Origin of the sequence: Finegoldia sp. BIOML-A1, assembly GCF_009678325.1 — a bacterium.
Classification (GTDB): Bacteria; Bacillota; Clostridia; order Tissierellales; family Peptoniphilaceae; genus Finegoldia; species Finegoldia magna.
Map to the genome: position 1 here is coordinate 253719 of NZ_WKZF01000002.1, position 19556 is coordinate 273274.

Here is a 19556-nt window from a genome sequence, read left to right on the forward strand (position 1 = left end):
TATTAGCTTAAAATTTATCTATTGATTGGGAATTGTTTCATCAATTCTACAACGTCTTTTTTGATTTCTTCAGCAGGTCTACGTTTCTTTAATGCGTCTAACATAAATTCTGCTACTTTTGCAGCTTCTGCTTCTTTTAATCCTCTAGTTGTTATAGCTGGTGTACCAATTCTTATACCACTAGTTACAAATGGTGTTTCTGGATCATTTGGAATAGTGTTCTTGTTTGTTGTAATATTAACTTCGCTCAATAATGCTTCAGCTTCTTTACCTGTCATTTCAAAGCTTCTGCAGTCGATTAATAATAAGTGGTTATCTGTACCACCAGAAACTAATCTTACATCATTATCTAAAAATACTTTTTCCATTGCTTTTGCATTCTTCAAAATTTGATGAGTGTATTCTTTAAATTCTGGTTGCAAGTCTTCTTTGAAACATACTGCTTTTGCTGCAATAATGTGTTCTAATGGACCACCTTGGAATCCTGGGAATACTGATTTGTCTATTAATTTTTTGTGTTCTTCCTTACAAAGGATAGCTCCACCTCTTGGTCCTCTTAATGTTTTATGTGTTGTTGTAGTTACAAAATCTGCATAAGGAACCGGACTTGGATGATCTCCAGTAGCAACTAAACCTGCTATGTGAGCCATATCTACCATTAAATAAGCTCCAACTTCATCTGCAATTTCTCTAAATTTTTTGAAATCTATAATTCTTGGATATGCAGAAGCACCAGCTACGATTAATTTTGGTTTGTGTTTTAAAGCTAATTCACGAACGTTTTCATAATCAATTGTTTCAGTTTCAGGATCTACACCATAATCTACGAAATTATAGAATTTACCTGACATATTTACTGGTGATCCATGAGTTAAGTGTCCACCTTCTGTTAATCTCATACCTAATACTGTATCTCCAGGTTTTAAAACTGCAACATATACAGCAATATTAGCATTTGCTCCACAGTGAGGTTGAACGTTAGCATGATCTGCATTAAATAATTCTTTTAATCTATCTATAGCTAATTGTTCTATTTTATCAACATGTTCACAACCGCCGTAATATCTTTTTCCAGGATATCCTTCAGCATACTTGTTAGTTAATTCAGTACCCATAGTTTCAAGTACTGCTTTTGAAACAAAGTTTTCTGAAGCTATCAACTCGATATGTTCTTCTTGTCTTTTGATTTCATCATTTAGATGTCCAAATACCTCTGGGTCAAAATTTTCTAAATTTTGTCTACAATTATTCATACAAACCTCCAATTATTTTCGTGATATGAACTAGGTCCTTATCAACAAATTTTTTATCTATAAATTTTACAATTATATAGCCAATTAATAATCCTACAAGTCCTATACCAAAAGATGCTAATTCAAAATTTCCTATTTTATTTTCCAAAATAGAATATGATGATATAAGAGCAATTAGAAAAAATGTTAAAGGCACTAAATACAACAATGCTGTATATTTAAGCATTGAAGAATCGTCACCTGAAATTTGGACTCTATCTCCTACTTTTGCACTTATATAGTTTGCACATTCTATAACTTGCGTTTGATGTTCACAACCTGAACATTTACTACAACCTTCACCACCACAAGCTCCTTTTCTAGTAATTAGAACAGATGCTTTAGTGGATTCGGTTTTTATAACCATTCCTTCTTTTGCCAAAATATTACCTCAATTCTTTAATAATATACGATGCAATCATAAGTCCAACACATGAAGGTACAAAGCTTATACTTGCCGGAGCATTTCTTCCATTTGAAGATAGAACTTCTCCTGACCTTTGTTCATCAGACCAAATGCATGTAAGTTTGTCAACGTTTCTTCTTTTTAGCTCTTTTCTCATTACTTTAGCCATTGGACAAGTGTGGGTCTTTTTAATATCCGTAATTCTAAAAAGAAAAGGATTTAGTTTCGATCCCGCACCCATAGAACTTATCAACTTAATATCGTTTTTATAACAATACTCAGCCAAATCTAGCTTCGCTGATATTAAATCAATAGCGTCTATAACATAATTATAATCTTTAAGATTAAATAAATCAACAGTAGAATTATCAAACTTTTCCCTAAATTTAATAACTTTGCAATTCGGATTAATTCTGTGAATTCTTTTTTCAAATTCATCTACCTTATAATTTCCAACAGTATCTTCCAAAGCTATAATTTGGCGATTGATGTTTGTTATATCGATAGTATCATAATCTACTATTGCTAATGTTCCTACTCCACATCTAGCCAAAGCTTCTATTACAAAACCTCCAACTCCACCGCAGCCAATAACAGCTACTTTGGAGTTGATGATATTTTCTAGGTCATTTTCACCTATTAGAAGTTTTGTTCTTTCAAATCTTTTATCCATACTAATCTAATTTGATGTGAATTTCTTTAAGTTGTTTCTCGTCAACATTTGATGGAGCACCTGTCAATAAATCTGTAGCAGATTGTGTCTTAGGGAATGCTATAACATCTTTGATATTATCAGTTCCAACTAATAACATCATAAGTCTATCCATACCATACGCTAATCCACCGTGTGGAGGTGTTCCATAGTTGAAAGCTTCAACGAAGAAGCCAAATTTGTTTTCAATCATTTCTTCAGTTAATTCTAATGCTTCGAACATTTTCTTTTGTAAATCAGAATTGTTAATTCTTATAGAGCCTCCACCTATTTCATCTCCATTACATACAATATCGTAAGCTTTAGCTCTTACTTTTTCCTTGTCAGTTAACAAATATTGAATGTCTTCTTCTTTTGGCATTGTAAATGGGTGATGCATTGCTACAAATCTGTTTTCTTCTTCGTCGAATTCAAATAATGGGAAATCAACTATCCAAACAAATTCGAATGTATCATTGTCAACCAAATTCATATCTCTTGCAATTTTGTTTCTTAATGCACTTAATCCATTAAATACAACATCATTTTTGTCTGCCAGTATAAATATTAAAGCATTTTCGTCTTCTTTTGTAGATTCAATTATCGAATTCATTTCTTCATCAGATAAGAATTTTTTAATTGAAGATTGAATTTCTCCATCGTGAACTCTTATCCAACTTAAACCTTTAGCACCGTATTCTTTTACAAATTTTTCTAATTTGTCGATTTTTTTACGTGAGTATTCACTTTCATAATTCCCAATATTGATACATCTAACGCTTTTGTTTTTGTCATTACAACTTGAGAATACTTTGAATTCTGAATCTTTTACTAATTCAGTGATATTTTTCAATTCAAATCCAAATCTCAAATCTGGCTTATCGCATCCATATCTTTCCATAGCTTCTGCGTAAGTCATTCTCTTAATAGGAGTTGGAATATCAATTCCTCTAATTTCTTTGAAAAGTTTTTTAATCAAGCCTTCATTCAATGTCATTACATCTTCTTGATCAACATAACTCATTTCCATATCCACTTGAGTGAACTCCGGTTGTCTATTTGCTCTCAAATCTTCATCTCTGAAACATTTAACGATTTGGTAGTATCTGTCCATTCCACTAATCATAAGAAGTTGCTTCATTAACTGTGGTGATTGTGGCAGTGCGTAGAAACTGTGTTCATTTACTCTACTTGCAACCAAATAATCTCTAGCTCCTTCTGGAGTTGGCTTTCCTAAAAACGGAGTTTCAATTTCATAAAATCCATTTTCATCTAAATAATCACGAATTAATTTATTAGTTTTGGCTCTTAATTTTAAATTATTTTGTAATTTAGGTTTTCTTAAATCCAAATATCTGTACTTTAACCTAACAGCTTCTTGAGCATTATCATCATCTTTAATGTAAATTGGAGGAACATTCGCTGTATCCAAAACAATTAGTTCATTAGCTATAACTTCAATTTCTCCAGTAGGAATGTTGTTGTTTTTTGATTCTCTTTCTCTAACATCACCTTTTACACATAAAACATACTCGCTTTTAACATCTTTTGCTTTATCGAAAATTTCTTTATTATTGTCTTTTATAGCTATTTGAGTTATTCCTGTATTATCTCTCAAATCTATAAAGATAAGAGATCCTAAATTTCTTTCTTTTTGAACCCATCCCATAAGAATGACTTCTTTGTTTACATCACTTAATCTCAACTCCCCACACATGTGAGTACGTCTAAGATTTCCCATACTATTCATAAAAAACCTCCTAAAATATAAAAAACCCGTCCTTATGATAAGGGACGAGTTAAATCGCGGTACCACCCTAATTAGGTAAACCTCACTTTAATTTATAACGCTATTAAGCGGAAAATTCGACTCAAAAATGTCTGCAATTACTATGAATAATAAGTCACACCAACCCTTATCTCTCTGAAAATCAATCATAATGCGCTCTTTTTATCTTTGTCTTTATAACAAAATTATATTCAAAAAACTTTCAATTGTCAAACCAGCTATTTTTTTCTTCTGTTTTTATAAAAAGCGATAATTTCGTTTAGTTCATCGACCTTAAAAATTAAAATACAACTCAAATAACTAATTCCTGCAACAATTATAGACATCATTAATGATAATGTATTTGAAAATCTAATATTTGTCGTTTTAAATGTAATATAAGCTAAAGCTCCCATTATCAACGATGAAATCAACATCTTAAAAATATTTACAAATGATGATTTTGTAGAGCTAAAATCTCCAATTTTTTTGTGTAATCTCATTATTATCATTATTGCTCCAATTAGATTTGCAAAACTTGTCGCTACTGCTAATCCTACTAAGCCAAAAATTCTTGATAAAATAATATTTCCTATTATATTTATAGCAACCATAATAACAGAATTAATCGTAGGAGTTTTTGTATCATTCATGGCATAAAATGATTTCGACAAAATATCTCTGATAGCAGTTCCTATGATTCCCAAAGCGTAGAAGAACATACAAACTGATGTCATATCAACATCATTCATTGTGAAAGCTCCCCTAAAGAATAGCATCTTAGTAATAGGATAAGATAATACCAAAAGTCCTATTGTCGCTGGGATTACTAAAATACAAATCATAGACATTGATTTCATTATGCTATCTTTCATTTTATTCAAATCATTAGCGATAAAATTTCTAGACAATTCAGGATACACAATTACAGAAATATTTGCTATAACAATACCAGTTACAAATTCAATAAGCCTTGATGCATAATTTAGAATTGGAATACCATTAGCTGAAACTGTAGATGCTATCGACTTATCTACCATAACATTGATTTGATTTACCGATACTCCTAAAATTATCGGAATTGATAAAAGAACAATCATCTTTACATTTTTATCTGAAAAATCTAAAATCTTATGATATTTAAAATTCTTTCTTTTCGTTATAAATATGTAAGGCAAATATTGGAGTGCATTTCCCAATAGCAAACCAATTCCAACTATCATATTATTATCGTATTTATTGGAAATGACAAGAGCAAGTATAATGAAGAAATTCATTATAAAACCTTGTAAATTTTGAACTACAAAATGATTATTCGCATTCAAATATCCCTTGAATACACATGACATTATGGACGGTATCATTGACAATAAAGTCAATCGCATGAATTTTATAGTTAATTCTTTTGTATATCCAGTAAATCCTGGAGCAAAAATTTTAATTACAGATGGTGTAAAAATCTCAAGTATTACTATTAATGCTAATATTATAATAACAACTATATTGTTGATATTTGATGTAAAAATATCGCCTTCTTCCTTTCCCTTTTCGTGTACTATTTTATTGTATATAGGAATAAAAGAAGTTGAAATTCCTGCTGAAAACAAGCTTACTATTGTAATCGGCAGTATTTGTGAAACCAAAAATGCGTTGGCAACCGGCCCATTTGTAGGAAAAAAATATGCCAGTGTAGTTTCTCTTACTAATCCTAAGACTTTTGATAGTAGTGTAATTATCATCAGTATAATGGCAGTCTTTTTCATAAGTATCTCCTGTTTATATTTAAAAAATTTGTTGGTTGTGATATTATTTATACTATAGATAATAACACAGGTCTAACGATAATTAAAGGTGATAAGATGAATATAAAGTTATTGGTAAAAAAAATGGATGAGTTGGTTGACTCTTCGGACATAAATATAATAAACGATATCGACAATATATCGTTAAATTGTATTTCCGATCAGAAAAACACACTATCCATAATGGAATATGACAAAAATATTATTTGTCCTAAAAATTCTAATATTCTTTTTTTTAAAGCAGAAGATGAAATCATAGAAAACGAAAATGCAAATATTATTTATTCAAAAGAAGATGATATTTTCAAAGTTTACGAAATTGTGAATGGATTTTTGCGAGAGCATTCCGAGTTCTATAATAGAATTTACAATACAATTTCAAACCGTGAGGCCGTTAATAATTTGCTTTTAATCATAAAAGATTATTTTGATGTAAATGTATGCCTGTTGAACTCAAACAAAAAGTTGTTGCTAAATACATTTGATTTTTCAACTATAAAAAAGATTTATCCGTTGGAAATAAAAAAGAAAAGCTTGAGCAAATTGTACGGATATCTCGCTTTTGAAACTATTGAAGATGAATATGAATTTGAATTCAGAAAAATTTCCAAAATAATTTCAACATACATTTATAACAATGTAAACGGGCTGATAAATTCGAAAGAAGACATATACAGCACCATTAAGAATTTGATTTCTGGAAATATTACAGAAAAAGACGAAGAAAATATCGCAAATATAGGTTGGAAAACAGATGACAATTACGATATTAATGTAATAAAAATCGAAGGTGGTTTATTCAAATACCAAGACATGTTTTCACATGGTAACAGATTTGTGTTGGATTATCCAATGTATATGTATTCTGTATTACAAGAAGGATACCTTGTGTTATTAACTAATAATAAAATTAAAGATGTTTCATCAGTAAAGACAAACTTAAACTTTTTTACTGAAAAATACGACTTAAAAAGCATAAAATTATCACTTAAAAACAACCTGTTCAATTTGAAAAAAGCTTATGATTTATCTAGAAGAATTTTAGAAAACAATATAGAATTAACTGAAAACATAAACGATAATTGCTGTAAAATCATCTATGATTTGGTATGCTTGGATTCTGAAATAGAAATATTAGTTCCAGAATTCATCTATAAATTAAAATATGACGATATAAATAATGGCACAGACCTTCTCAGAACATTATACTTTTACCTTGTAGAAGAACGCTCATTAATCAAAGCATCTCAAAGACTGAATGTTCACAGAAACTCAATCGTTTATAGAATAAACAAAATTAATGAATTGGTAGATATTAATTTGGATTGTTACAAAGCAAGAAAAAACATAATAAGTGCTTTAGAAATCATCGACCGATTGGACAATACGCTTAAAATAACAGAAGAAGACATTTAATTGTCTTCTTCTATTTTTTGCAATAATTGCATTGCCATATTAAAAATATCTTCGTGTACATCATCATAAGAAACCAAAGTTGACAATGTGTCTTTTGCTTTTGCAACTCTATTTGAGTTTAGTTCAATAACGGCTTTATTGTACAATAAAATCTCGTTGTCTTTATGAATTTTAAGCCCACGATTTAAAACCTGAATTGATTTTTCAAAATCATAATCGTTGAAATAAGCCACAGACATATCATTATACAAATCAACGTGATCAAATCCCATACTTTCAGCTTTTTCAAAATATTCTATAGCTTTATCCAAATCATTCAAATTCAAGTAACATTTACCCATTAAATAAACAATTCTGGAAGTTTTTTCAAGTTCTCTGAAAATTTCAAGTGCCTTTTGTGGTTTTGAATTGATTAAAGTAGTCGCAAAATCCAAATCTCTGAGAGGCTTTATATCTTCCATTAAACGTTCAACTTCATTTATCACAATTAATACTCTTTTTTCATCGTAATCGTTAGGAGAAGTTGCCATCTTGTGTGTATTTTTTAAGTAATCATAAGCTTTTATATAATTATGATTTAGTAATTCTAAATTTGCAAGTTCTACATAACTTAAGAAGAAATCAGGAAAATTTGCAACATTTTCATTTAAAACTCTGAAAGCTTCTTCAATAAAAATACTAGAATTAAACTCATCTTCAAGCGCCAATAATCTCAAACAATACGCATAGTAATAAGCATTATCCGCAATGTCCGATTTTAATATATCATTTGTTCTAAAATAAATAACTGCTTCTTTTGGATCTGAAATTTTTTCAACTCCCATAGATATTATTGATTTTTCAATATCAGGGAAAATATTGTACATAATATCTGTGTAGTTTACACAGTATTTGAATGTTCTATCGTAAGCTATGTTATAAATCATGCCTTTAATTATTAATTCCAAATCAAAATTTTTGACGAAATCATTGTTCCTGACTCCATCTAACAAATCTTTTTCTAAAACAGGTAGTGGAATATCTTTATCAATGTAATCATTTGATTCTAATAAATTCACATAAACCAATTGATTCATAAATTTACTGAAATATTCGTCAATCTTATTAATCATTTATTTCTCCCCCGTTTCTAAAATCCTGTACAAATTAGCCCTATACAACATGAACAACGAAATGAACATCAAAAGTAATCCAAATTTCAAAATCGACACAACTTCATTTGACATTATAAAGTCTTCAAATGTGTAATTTTTCATAATCAGATTAAATAAAATTGCAAAAATTACAACATTAGGTATGTTCCATGTTAAAAAATTTTTAAAATTAAATTTTAATGATGTCCAAATCGATTTATAAAATTCTTCGTCAATCATGTAAAGTGTCTCCACTAACGGATTAAATATTAATAAAAGAACAATTACTGCTCCTTCGTATTTTTTTAAGAAAAAATACAACAATAATAAAATTCCTCCATTAAAAGCGACCTTTAACATTAATTTGGGAATAGTAATCGGTTCTATTTGATAGTTATCTCTTGTATGAACCGAAATACTAAGCATATTTAAAAGGATACTCAACAGAAATGTAACCAAAACCGCTATTATAACGTTAGATATTTCTTTAGATACAGATAATCTAAACAAAATATTATTAGACATATTTAACGATAATTTCATTACAATCATTGATGCAAAAATCAACGGAAAATATTTAATTGTATGTGCGGTTCTTGTAAAAGAATTTTTGATTATTTCTATAAATGAGTCCATTATTCTCCCTACATTCTAACTGGTGCTTCAATGCCTAACAAGCTCAAAGATAATTTCAAGCATTTGTTAACAGAATAAGTTAAATACAATCTTTGATATTTTAGTTCATCTTCTACAGTGTTGATTGGACAATTTGCATAAAATTTATTGAATAGTTTTGCTAATTCTACTGTATAACGTGTTAAGAAAGAAGGTTCGTATTTTTCAGTAGCATTTAATAAAACTTCTTCAAATTTTGATAAGTGTTTTACAATGTCGATTTCTGTATCGTCAACTAATAAATCAAATTTGCTATTGTCTTTTAATTCAAATTCTCCCTTGTCTAATATAGAACAGCTTCTTGCAAATGTATATTGTGTATATGGTCCAGTTTCTCCATCAAAATTCAAAACTTGATCCCAATCAAACGTATAATCTTTTATTCTATTATTGAATAAATCTTGGAATATTACAGCTCCAACACCAACTTGTTTTGCCACTTCTTCTTTATTTTCAAGATTAGGATTTCTTTCTTCTATGATTGATTTTGTTTTATCAATAGCTCTATTTAAAACATCTTCTAGGAAAATAACTTTACCTTCTCTTGTTTTCATAGATCCATCTTTCATGCTAACCATACCAAAAGAAACATGTTCGCAATCATTCCACCAATCAAATCCCATTTTTTTCAAAACGGCTCTTAATTGTTCAAAATGAAGTTTTTGTTGACTAGCAACAACGTATACATTTTTATAAAAATCGTAAGTTTTTTTACGATACATTGCAGTAGCAATATCTCTTGTTAAGTATGTTGAAGACCCATTTGATTTTTTTATTAAAACAGGTGGCAAGTTTTCATCATCCAAATTGATTATCATTGCACCATCGGATTCTTCTAGTAAATTTTTCTTATCTATAGCTTCTAATGCATCTCCAATAAATTGTGAGTGGAATGATTCACCATTAAAATTGTCAAACTCAACTCCTAGTAAATCATAAACTCTTTGGAATTCTTTTAGAGAAATTTCTCTAAACCATGACCATAATTTTACAGCTGTAGGATCTTTTTTTTCTAATTTATCGAACCAATCGCGTGCCTCATCCATGTAAGTTTCATCTTCTTTTGCGATTTTATTGTATTTTACATAAAGATTTAAAAGTTCTTTAATTGGATCAGCATTTATTTTATCTTCGTCACCCCATTTTAAATAAGCTGAAATCATCATACCAAATTGAGTTCCATAATCACCGATGTAATTAACACCTGTTGTATTAAACCCTTGATATTTCATTATATTTCTTATCGCGTTTCCTATAACAGTGGAACGTAAATGTCCAATATGAAATGGCTTTGCTATATTTGTAGAAGAGAAGTCAAACACAACATTTTTCCCAACGCCTATATGACTACTTCCAAAATCATCTTTAACAGCTTCTGTTAGAACACTTTCTACTAATTTTGAATTATCTACAAAAAAGTTTACATAAGGACCTACATTTGCAATTTTTTTGATATTTTCATTGCTGAATTCTTTTTTAGCTAATTCTTCTGCGATTAAATTAGGTGCTTTTCTAAAAGTTTTTGCCAATTTAAACACTGGAAACGCATAATCTCCCATATCACTGTTTGGTGGAATTTCGATTAAATCTGATATTTCTTTTTCAGTTAGACCAGTGTCAAATCCTAGTATAATTTCCTTTACTTCTTCTTTAAAATTTATCATTTTAATCCCCTTATTTTAAATAAATGAAAGTAGCTCCAAGCCCGCCTTCATTGTAACCTGCATCTTCTATCTTTTTGATTCTTTTATCACTTCTTAGGTATTCTCTGATACCTTTTCTGAGCATACCAGTTCCTTTTCCGTGAATTATATTCACTTTTTTCAATCCGACAATTACACAGTCATCAATGTATTTGTCAAGTTCGTATATCGCTTCTTCGATATTCTTACCACGCAAATCTATTTCGCTTTTTATATCAGAATTAGCTTTATTTTTTATAATACTTTTAATGCTCTTTGATGATTGAATAACTTCTTGTTCTTTAATTTTCTTCAAGTTCTTAACATTGGCATTTATCTTTAAGATACCCACTTGAACCAATAAATCACCTTTTTTATCAGGCTCTGAAACAATAGTACCTTGTTGGTCAATTCCTAAGATTTCGACTTCATCTCCTAATTGAAGATTTTGTTTCTTAGATGTTTCGTTCAATAGTTTTTTAGTGGAACTCTTTTTAATTCTTTTATTAAATTTACTTTCAACATCATTAGCTACTGTTCTGGCATCAGATTCTTTTTCTAAGAATTTTAATTTATTGATAAGCTCACGTGATTCTTCCTTAGCTTGCATATAAATTTCATTTGCGTTTTCTTTTGCTTCATTAATAATTCGTTCTTTTTCTATTTTTGTCTTTTCAAGTTCTTTTTCGTATCTGTCACGAAGCTTTAATAAATCTTCTTTAAGTTCTAATTGTCTTCTTTTATCTTCGTCAATTTGTTTCTTTTCAGATTCAATGTCAGATAAAACATCTTCAAAATCTTTGTCTTCTTGGGATAAGATTTCCTTTGCATTATTAATTATATCATCATCAAGACCAAGTCTTCTAGAAATTTCAAAAGCATTTGATTTACCAGGAATCCCAATTCTCAATTTATAAGTTGGTGATAAAGTATTTACATCAAATTCTACTGAACCATTTTTTACGTATTTTTCTGTCAATGCAAATATTTTAAGTTGAGAATAGTGAGTTGTAGCAATTGTTCTTATAGATTTGTCTAAGAAAATTCTCAAAATTGCAATTGCTAGTGCTGCTCCTTCTGTTGGATCTGTTCCTGCACCAAGCTCGTCGAATAACACAAGAGAATTAAACGTAATATTTTTTACAATGTGTACAATATTTTTCATGTGAGCCGAAAAAGTTGACAAAGATTGTTCTATACTTTGTTCATCACCAATATCTGTGAAAATATTATCGAATATTGCTACTTCCGAATTTTCATCTACAGGAATTAAAATTCCAGATTGTGCCATTAAAGTTATCAAACCTACTGTTTTAAGTGTTACAGTTTTACCACCAGTATTAGGTCCAGTTATTACCAATGTATTGTAATCATCACCAAGATAAATACTTATAGGCACAACTTTTTTCTTGTCCAATAAAGGATGTCTTGCATTTTTGAAATTAAAATATCCATTGGTGTTTAGTTTGGGATTTGTCGCATCAATTTCTATCGCATATTTTGCTTTAGCGAATATGAAATCTAATCTTGATAAAACATCCTGATCCACAAAAATCGAATCCTTAGCATCATAAACTCTATCAGAAATTTCTTTCAAAATTCTTATTATTTCTTCTCTTTCTTCTGCTTCAAGCATTCTCAATTCGTTATTTAATTCTACAACCTCCATCGGTTCGATGTAGACTGTTTGACCCGAAGATGAATGGTCGTGTACGATTCCTTTAAAAGATGATTTATGTGAAACTTTTACTGGAATTACATATCTATCATCTCTCATAGTTACGATGTTTTCTTGTAATGCTTGATCATTAGAAGATAAAATACTATTTATTTTATCTCTAATATTTTCTGTCTTTTGCCTCTTAGTTTGTCTAATTCTTGCCAGATTTCTACTGGCATTATCGCTAATCTCATCTTCTGAAATTATTGCATTATTAATAGTTGCAACTAAATCAGGTTCTTCCACCAAAGAATCCATCATTGCCATAATCATAAGGTAATTTTCGTGATTTTCGTCAGATTCTCCAGCGTATCTTTTTATATCGTGAACGCTACTCAAGATTTGACCAATTTTCAACAAAACTTCTGGAACTATGTATCCACCCTTTGATACATGCATTATACTTGCTTTAACATTTATAATCTCATATATAGGAGGATTAGAAAATTTGTAAATCATACTCATAGCTTCATAAGTTTCATCCAAACTTTGTCTGATTTCATCCTCATTTTTCATAGGTTCCAATTTATTGGCTATACTTTTCCCCAATTTAGATTTGCAAAGTTTTTCAATTTTATTTTTTATTTCGTTGTATTCAAGTGTGTTTAATGTCTTTTTATCCATTTATAAAATTCCTTTTTTAAAATGAAATTCATTAGATTTTCCAGTTGCATATTTGTTTTTTCTAATTGAATATAAGTTGAAATCTATATCATTCTCATCTATCTTAATTCTATCACAAGAATAAATTAAAGAGTAATCGTCCATTCTTACAACCTTATATTTAGAAAAATCTCCTTCAATATAACAATCATTAAACTTACAGAACTCACAATTTTTCCCATTACATTTTATTATGCTCGAAAAAGGACAATAAATAGTAATCATATTAACTAAGTTTTCTTCAACAACCAATTCATAATTGTAATTTGAATTTTCTACAATTTCTTTAATTTCAGATTTGTTTAATTCAACTGATAAAGTTATTACATCTACTCCCAAATCATTTAAAACTTTTGCTGATAAAGTATTAAATACATTCATCTGATAGTCACTAACCACGAAATTAGCATTAATGTCCCTGGCTATAGCTATATCTCCAATATTATTGATTAAAAGTTTGGATACATTATTTTCTCTGCACCTTTTTATAAACTTATCCGTTTTTTCTTGATTCAAAAATCTTGGAACTCTCACGATGTATTCTGATGAAATTTTATCGCTGTAACCATCCACTTCATCTACATAAACTGTTTTATAACTTGAATTATTAATTCTATTTTTTTCTATTAGTTTATCTAAATTTTTCAGATCAACATTTTTTTGTTTTCTATGATTAAAATCAGCTTTTTCGTTCAAATAGAATTCTATGAAATCTCTTCTTATCTGATTTATCTGACTTTTCGATAAAAATAATCCATCATCTAGAATAATCTCCAATTTATTAATGTTTACTGGATAGTTTCCTGTTTTTAGTACTTGATTACGAATAAAATCGTCATCTATTGGCTTATTTTTTGCGTCATCGCAAATTATATTAGTGTTATATTTTAGTCCATTAACAGATATTTGAATAGGTTGAAATTTTTTACAAATAAACTTGACTTGTAAATTAAATTTCACATTTTTTTCTTCATTTGACTCATCAACTATTTTAATGTGACTAACTCTTTTTACATCAGAATTTTCAAGAGCATCACCTATATTTTTAAATGAAGCTATGTTATTTTTCGTATAATTTTCAGTTAATGTCAACGGAAAAGTATTTTTCCCGTTAGAAAGTATTAAAATATCTTTCTTAAATACATCATCTGTAAATTTTATTTTCCCTTTTCCTAATACTTTTCCTACTGTGTTACCTTTAATTTGATTTTTCCTACCAAGTTCAACGTAATTGTATCCATTTGTATTATTGATTAATCCTTTTGTAAATCCACGATTTTTAACTTCGTCTAAATAATAATCGTATTTACCATTATCTAATTTTTCTCTGTAAGATTTTACAATAGAGTACACGTATTCCTTGGATTTCATTCTTCCTTCGATTTTCAAACTATCACAATATTTCGCGATTTCGTCAACATTATCAATAGTACACAAATCTTTTGGACTGAGGTAAGACAGATTTGAATTAATAGTTTCGTTGGCTAAAATAATATTGTAATCCTTCCTACAAGGTTGAGCACATCTTCCTCTATTTGCACTTCTATCACCATTTAATGAACTCATCAAGCATTGCCCTGATTGGCACACACATAATGATCCATGAATGAAAACTTCAATTTCAATGTCACAGTTATTCCTAATATTTTTTAATTCTTCTAAATCAGTTTCCCTAGCCAATACAATTCTTTTGAAACCAAGTTCTTTGGCAATTAATGCCCCATTCAAATTATTAATGTTCATCTGAGTAGATGCATGTAAATCCATATCAGGAAATAACTTGTTTACAAGATATGCCAGACCAATATCTTGCACAATTAGTGCATCAATATCGATGTTATATAATCTATTTACATAATCAATTGCCTTGTGAATTTCTGATTGTTTTATAAGAGTGTTTAATGTTACATAAACTTTTACGTTTCTTAAATGGCAGTATTTTACAACTTCCTTAACATCTTCTACAGTAAAATTTTCAGCATAAGCCCTTGCGGAAAAATCTTTTGTTCCAAGATAAACGGCATCAGTTCCCGCACGGACACTTGCTTTTACCATTTCCCAATTTCCGCAAGGAGCTAATATTTCACTAATCAATGATTTCATCCCTTTGATAATCCATTAAAATATTTTCTAGCTTATTTTTTTCAAAAGCTAATTTATTATATTCGTCTTTTAAATCTTTGTATTTTTGAGATATATCATCATTTTCTGTTTCGTAAAATTCAATTTGCTTTTTCAAATCTTCCGTAATTTTATTTTCTTTTTTGAGTTTTGTATTTAAATCTGATGCGTTTTGTTCATATTGCGCTTTGATTTCGTTAGCGTATTTTTCAGCTTTTTTCTTTATATCTTCTTTTTCCTTTTCAGAATTTTCTTTAATTTCATTGTATTGTTTAGTCATTTGCTTTAAGTTTGTTTCTTTAATAACCAAATTTTGATATAATTTTTCGCAATCAGATTTTAAGTTAGAATAATCCTTTATAATTGGATCATTCTCTTTTTTGTATTCATTTAATTCAGTTGTTAAATTATCGTGAGTTTCTGCCAAATTCATAAGAGCTAAGATAGTTGCATTCAAAGTCGTTAATTTTGAATTTCTGTTTTTACAATCTGCAATATCCTTGTTAATTTTCTCAACTATCTTATCTGTTTCTTCTTTAGATTTTTCAGTAACAATATTGTAAGTTGAACCTTGAATTACAACTTGTAATTTGTTCATATACATTCCTACTTTCTCAATGTTGCGTTGAATTTTTGTTCTAATGAATTTAATATTTCTTCTTGTATTTTTTCAATAGTTTTGTCTTTTAATGTTTCATCTTTTGATTGATATATAATTCTGTAAGCTAAGCTCTTCTTATCATTATCAACATGTTCACCTTTATATTCATCGAATAAGTAAACATCCTTAATGATACCATTAGAGTGCTTTAGAATTTCTTTTTCAATTTCAATACTTTCCAATTCTCTATCCACCACAAGAGCTATATCTCTTTCAATTGAAGGATATTTACTAATTGGTGAGTAAAGCTTTTTGAAATCCATATGTTTAATTAATTCTGTAAAATGAATTTCTCCAACATAAACCCTATTATCAAAGTCATAATTGTCTCTTACTTCATAACTTATTTCACCAAATGTTGCGCTCAATTCACCATTTACAAATATATCAGCACATCTACCGCTGTGATAAGTTTTATTATCTTTGTTTTTTACGATTTCATAATTATCAATTCCCAATTCGTTAAATAATGCCAAAATCATGGATCTAACATCGTAGAAATCATAATCTCCATACATTCCCAAAGCTAATTTTTTAGTTTCGATTCTTTCGTTTCCGACCAAGTGGAAAGTATTGCCCAATTCATATACGCAAATATCTTTGATTTTATTTTTATAATTCTTAGATAGTATATCCAAAATATTTGGTATAATTGTGGATCTCATCACAGAGAAATCTTCTCCTAGTGGATTGATTAGTTTGATCAATTTATCATCATCCATTTCAACCATTGCTTTAGAATAAGACTTTGGGCTGATGAATGAATAAGACAACACTTCAAAAGTATTCATAGAATACAAAGCTTTTTTCGTATTATCTATGGCAATTCTTTCTTCGCTCTTAACACCTCTCTTTAGTTTTCCGATAAGAGGTTTAGCGCCAATTTTCTCAAATGTGTAAATTCTTCCAACTTCCTCAATTAAATCTTGATAAATTGAAACGTCTTGTCTGTGGAATGGAACTTTAACTTTGATTCTTTCGTCGTCTTCTGACACAATTTTAAATTCCAATAATTGTAATATATTTTTAATTTCTTCATTTGAAATATCTGATCCTAATAAATCATTGCATTTTTTGTAAGATAGCTCTACATCTTCTAATTTTTCTTCACATGTAATCACATCTATAGAATTATTAATCACAGTGGCATTTGTAATATCTTCAATTAATTTACAAACTCTCAATGATGCTAAATCACATAATTGCTGGCTTACACCCTTTTCAAATCTTGTGGAGGCATCAGTTCTTAAAGATAATCTTCTTGATGAAAGTCTAATTGTATCGCTATCAAAACTTGCAGCTTCAATAAGCACATTTGTAGTATCTGATGTTATTTCTGAATCAAAACCACCCATAATTCCAGCGATACCTAATGTGTTTTCACCGTCACAAATTATTATATCATCTGATAATTCACGTTCAACATCGTCTAGTGTTGTAAATTTTTGTGAACCAGATTCTTTTACTATAATTTTCTTATCTGCGATTTTATCCAAATCGTAGGCGTGAATTGGTTGACCAGTTTCCAACATTACAAAATTTGTAATATCAACAATATTGTTAATAGGTCTAATTCCAGATTGAATAAGTCTATTTTTTAGCCATTGTGGACTATCTCCTATCTTTACATTTTTTACAACTCTAGCCACATAACGAGTACACTTGTTAGTTTGAATATCAACAGAATTTACGTAATCATTAATATCTTCATCAAAGTTTTTGATTTCAATAGAAGGATATTTGATTTTTTTGCCAAAAGAGGCAGCATATTCTCTTGCCATTCCTAAAACGGATAAGCAATCCGGTCTGTTTGGTGTGATTTCAAATTCAATTATAGGCTCATTGATTTCAAGTGCATTAATAACAGTTTCGCCAATTTCGTTTTCAGATAAAACAGCAATTCCATCTTTGGAGTTTTTATCTACAACTGAAGTTTCAAATCCCATTTCTTCAAAGCTTGTCAACATTCCAGGGCTCATAATTCCTTTAAGATCAGCTTCTTTTAAAACAATATCTCCAGGAAGAGTTGCCCCTACCTGTGCATAACAAACAAACATATCTTCTTTGATGTTTTTTGCACCTGTTACTACTTCTATTTCTGAATTGCCAGTATCTAACGTGACTATGGATAATCTATCTGCATTTGGATGCTTATCAATTTTCTTTATTTGAGCTACGATTAATTTATCGTTTAAATATCTACTTTTATCTATAACCGATTCAACGTGACTTCCTGTTTCTGAAAGTCTATCTGTAATAGTTTTTATCGATTCGTCTACATCGACGTAATCTTTAAGCCAATTAATAGGTAATAACATATTTCCTCCTAGAATTGTTCCAAAAATCTCTTATCGTTATCGTACAACAATCTTATATTGTCGATTTTGTGTTTTACCATTGTAATCCTGTCAACTCCCATACCAAATGCAAATCCAGTATAAACTTCAGGATCTATTCCACAATTTCTTAAAACATTTGGATGAACCATTCCACATCCTAAAAGTTCCATACTCCAACCTGTATCGTTGCAACTTGGGCATCCTTCGCCTTTACAATCGAAGCAAGTGACATCTACTTCCATAGAAGGTTCTGTAAATGGAAAATAATGTGGTCTAAATCTTGTTTCTATTTCTTCTCCAAATAAGTTTTTGATGAAAATATTGATTGTATCCATTAAGTTAGCCATAGTAACGCCTTTGTCCACAACCAATCCTTCGATTTGATGGAACATTGGTGAATGTGTATCATCTACATCATCAAATCTAAAAGTTCTTCCCGCAGAAACCATTCTAATAGGTGGTTTTTGATCTTTCATTGTTCTGATTTGTACACTTGATGTGTGTGGTCTAAGTACAGTTTTATCATCCAAATAAAAAGTATCAGATAAAGATCTTGAAGGATGATATTTTGGTGAATTTAATAAATCAAATGTATTTTCAACCGTATCAATTTCAGGACCATCTACAATATCAAATCCCATTGTTTGGAACAAATTTTCCAATTGGATTATCGTTTCATTAAGTGGATGTCTGTGAGAAATCTTTCTGACACCTCTATTTGCAGTTACATCTAATTCTTCTTCTTTTAATTTAATCTTTTTTTGCTCTTGTTTTAATTGTTCAAATTTATTGGACAATAATTCTTCAATTTCAGATCTAACTTCATTTGCTAATTGTCCCATAACCGGTCTTTCTTCTTTAGAAAGTTTACCCATATTTCTTAGAACAAGTGTCAAATCACCTTTTTTGCCAAGAACTTTTACTCTAATATCTTCTAAAGATTTTAGATCACTGGCATTATCGATTAAACCAACAGTTTTTTCTTTAATTTTCAAAATTTCTTCTTTCATTATTTTCTCCTTAAACAATAAAAAAATCCCTCATCCCCTATGGGACGAAAGATTGTATTTCCGCGGTACCACCCAAATTATGATAACATCACTCGCAAGTTTAACGCACCCTACACGGCTATATTAGCAACTTCAAAGCGAACCAACAAAATTCGATAAATATGTCACACCAACCCA

General features: G+C 29.4%; 14 protein-coding genes and 2 other annotated features (1 of these 16 only partly in view). Of the genes, 1 reads left to right on the plus strand and 13 read right to left on the minus strand.

The genetic code is table 11. The annotated features are described in order from the left end of the window. Nucleotides 1-14: 14 nt before the first annotated feature. The 5 genes from glyA to murJ form a co-directional block, all read right to left on the minus strand. Nucleotides 15-1253 carry a serine hydroxymethyltransferase gene (gene glyA / locus GKG00_RS03550; RefSeq protein WP_154254287.1) on the minus strand — a complete coding sequence of 413 codons (1239 nt, stop codon included), beginning with the start codon at nucleotides 1251-1253 and terminating at the stop codon, nucleotides 15-17. Continuing rightward, nucleotides 1246-1674: a SoxR reducing system RseC family protein gene (locus GKG00_RS03555; RefSeq protein ID WP_002837908.1), complete on the minus strand. Its 429-nt coding sequence runs from the start codon at nucleotides 1672-1674 to the stop codon at nucleotides 1246-1248. The genes glyA and GKG00_RS03555 overlap by 8 nt, the downstream gene beginning before the upstream one ends. A gap of 4 nt (nucleotides 1675-1678) precedes the next feature. Then, nucleotides 1679-2371 (minus strand): tRNA threonylcarbamoyladenosine dehydratase, encoded by a 693-nt coding sequence (locus GKG00_RS03560; protein ID WP_154254298.1) that lies wholly within the window; start codon nucleotides 2369-2371, stop codon nucleotides 1679-1681. 1 nt (nucleotide 2372) lies between these two features. Next, nucleotides 2373-4139: an aspartate--tRNA ligase gene (gene aspS, locus GKG00_RS03565; RefSeq protein WP_154254300.1), complete on the minus strand. Its 1767-nt coding sequence runs from the start codon at nucleotides 4137-4139 to the stop codon at nucleotides 2373-2375. A 37-nt stretch (nucleotides 4140-4176) separates the two neighbouring features. Next, nucleotides 4177-4356, minus strand: a binding site (T-box leader). 40 nt (nucleotides 4357-4396) lie between these two features. Then, nucleotides 4397-5920, minus strand: a complete 1524-nt coding sequence (gene murJ, locus GKG00_RS03570; protein WP_110057984.1) for a murein biosynthesis integral membrane protein MurJ — start codon at nucleotides 5918-5920, stop codon at nucleotides 4397-4399. Between the two features lie 96 nt (nucleotides 5921-6016). Between murJ and GKG00_RS03575 the strand changes: the two genes are divergently transcribed. Beyond that, nucleotides 6017-7375, plus strand: coding sequence for a helix-turn-helix domain-containing protein (locus tag GKG00_RS03575; protein ID WP_002836547.1), 1359 nt, complete (start codon nucleotides 6017-6019; stop codon nucleotides 7373-7375). Here the strand turns inward: GKG00_RS03575 and GKG00_RS03580 are convergent. From GKG00_RS03580 to pheS, 8 genes are read right to left on the minus strand one after another with little or no spacing between them, the layout of a single operon-like run. Then, entirely contained in the window at nucleotides 7372-8487 is a 1116-nt protein-coding gene (locus GKG00_RS03580; RefSeq protein ID WP_154254302.1) for a tetratricopeptide repeat protein, read from the minus strand. The two genes, GKG00_RS03575 and GKG00_RS03580, sit on opposite strands and share 4 nt — an antisense overlap. Continuing rightward, nucleotides 8488-9144 carry a hypothetical protein gene (locus tag GKG00_RS03585; RefSeq protein WP_154254304.1) on the minus strand — a complete coding sequence of 219 codons (657 nt, stop codon included), beginning with the start codon at nucleotides 9142-9144 and terminating at the stop codon, nucleotides 8488-8490. Nucleotides 9145-9152: 8 nt separating this feature from the next. After that, nucleotides 9153-10847 carry an arginine--tRNA ligase gene (gene argS, locus GKG00_RS03590; protein ID WP_154254306.1) on the minus strand — a complete coding sequence of 565 codons (1695 nt, stop codon included), beginning with the start codon at nucleotides 10845-10847 and terminating at the stop codon, nucleotides 9153-9155. Between the two features lie 10 nt (nucleotides 10848-10857). After that, on the minus strand, nucleotides 10858-13209 hold the full coding sequence (locus tag GKG00_RS03595) for an endonuclease MutS2 (RefSeq protein WP_154254308.1): 2352 nt from the start codon (nucleotides 13207-13209) through the stop codon (nucleotides 10858-10860). Continuing rightward, a complete protein-coding gene (locus tag GKG00_RS03600; protein WP_241673646.1) occupies nucleotides 13210-15351 on the minus strand; it encodes a U32 family peptidase in 2142 nt (713 codons plus the stop codon). After that, a complete protein-coding gene (locus GKG00_RS03605; RefSeq protein ID WP_094207217.1) occupies nucleotides 15335-15967 on the minus strand; it encodes a cell division protein ZapA in 633 nt (210 codons plus the stop codon). The genes GKG00_RS03600 and GKG00_RS03605 overlap by 17 nt, the downstream gene beginning before the upstream one ends. Nucleotides 15968-15975: 8 nt before the next feature. Next, on the minus strand, nucleotides 15976-18348 hold the full coding sequence (pheT, locus tag GKG00_RS03610) for a phenylalanine--tRNA ligase subunit beta (protein WP_154254309.1): 2373 nt from the start codon (nucleotides 18346-18348) through the stop codon (nucleotides 15976-15978). Between the two features lie 8 nt (nucleotides 18349-18356). Further along, complete coding sequence (gene pheS / locus GKG00_RS03615; RefSeq protein WP_154254311.1) at nucleotides 18357-19379, minus strand: phenylalanine--tRNA ligase subunit alpha; 1023 nt, start codon at nucleotides 19377-19379, stop codon at nucleotides 18357-18359. Between the two features lie 37 nt (nucleotides 19380-19416). Further along, nucleotides 19417-19556, minus strand: a binding site (T-box leader) (it continues 48 nt past the right edge of the window).